The sequence below is a fragment of the Kitasatospora sp. NPDC023118 genome (genome assembly GCF_055560875.1).
This window is the reverse complement of sequence record NZ_JBVHHW010000084.1, coordinates 559-1,951: the sequence shown is the minus strand read 5'-3', so window position 1 is coordinate 1,951 and position 1,393 is coordinate 559. Positions and strand designations below refer to the sequence as shown.

Annotated in this window: 2 protein-coding genes; one reads left to right on the top strand and one right to left on the bottom strand. The window is 69.6% G+C overall.

Going from position 1 to position 1,393, the window contains the following annotated elements:
• Positions 1–647, bottom strand: a 647-nt coding sequence (locus ACZ3UD_RS37635) for an acyl-CoA dehydrogenase family protein (RefSeq protein WP_465598605.1), incomplete at its 3' end; no start/stop codon positions are given.
• 172 nt (positions 648–819) lie between these two features.
• Here ACZ3UD_RS37635 and ACZ3UD_RS37630 point away from each other — a divergent pair.
• Positions 820–1,254 (top strand): PhlB family protein, encoded by a 435-nt coding sequence (locus ACZ3UD_RS37630; RefSeq protein WP_465598602.1) that lies wholly within the window; start codon positions 820–822, stop codon positions 1,252–1,254.
• The last annotated feature ends 139 nt before the right edge of the window (positions 1,255–1,393 follow it).

Below are 1,393 nucleotides of genomic sequence, written 5' to 3'. Positions count from 1 at the left end.
ACCTCACGCGTCGGCGAACCCTTGATCCCGAGCTTCTTCTCCGGCGCACCGAACGAGACGCCCTCGTCGCCCTTCTCCACCACGAACGCCGAGATACCCTTCGAACGCATCGACGGATCCGTCACCGCCATCACCGTGTAGAACTCCGAGACACCCGCGTTGGTGATCCACCGCTTCACCCCGTTGAGCACCCAGAAATCACCGTCACGCACCGCCCGGGTCTTCATCCCCGCCGCGTCCGAACCCGCCTCCGGCTCCGACAGGCAGTACGAGAACATCCCCTCGCCCCGCGCCAGCGCACCCAGGTACTTCGCCTTCAGCTCCTCCGAACCCGACAGCTGCACCGGCAGCGACCCCAGCTTGTTCACCGCCGGGATCAGCGACGACGAGCCGCACACCCGCGCGACCTCCTCGATCACGATCACCGTCGCCAGCGCGTCCGCCCCCGCACCGCCGTACTCCTCCGGCACGTGCACCGCGTGCAGGTCATTGCCCCGCAGCGCGTCCAACGCCTCCTGCGGGAACCGTCCCTGCTCGTCCACCTCCGCCGCGAACGGCGCGATCTTCGCCTCGGCCAGCGAACGCACCGCCTCGCGAAGCATCTCGTGCTCCTCGGAGATACGGAAGAGATCGAACTCCTGGCTCATGATCGCCACTCCTGTTTCACGACGGTACTCAGTACCCTTCATTATGCATGCGCGCAGCAAAAAGGGAACTCAGTGCCTTCACACGGCGGTACTGAGTTCCCTATCCTTTTCCTGCCGAACTTCTGCCGTACGTCTGCCGTACAAGCCGGTCCGAGCGCAGGGAGATGACAGCGTGGTCCACTCAGCTATCGAAGCCGACATCCCGAGTACGACGCTGTACTTCCAGCGCTGTACCTGGTGCAACAACCCGACCTTCCAACGGCTGCTCTGCCCCACCTGCGGCTCCACCGACCTGCGGCTGGAGCCCAGCGAGGGCACCGGGGTCGTCCGGCGCTGCGCGGTCGAGCAGGCCCGCACGCCGCTGGTCCGTCAGAAGTCCCTGATCCGCATGGCGGAGGGGTTCGACGTCTGGTGCATCGTGGACGGGCTGCGCAGCACCGTCCCGGTCGGCACCCGGGTGCGGCTGCACTCCTCCCCCGGCTCCGACCAGCCGGAGCTGCGGCTGCTGCCGATGGAGGAGCCGCAGCCCGCCCCGGACGCGGAGCCGCGCCCGCTGCCGCCGACCAAGGGCGGGTTCACCCAGCACCTCGCCGCCTTCACGGAGTAGGCCCGGTGTGGTGGGCCGCCGGGGCGGCCCCCCCCCCCCCCGCGGGGGGGGGCCGCCGGAAACGGGGTGGACCGCTGGCACCCCCCCCGCGGGGGTGGGGGGGGGGGGGCCGGGGGGGGGCGCAACACCGCGGGGGTGT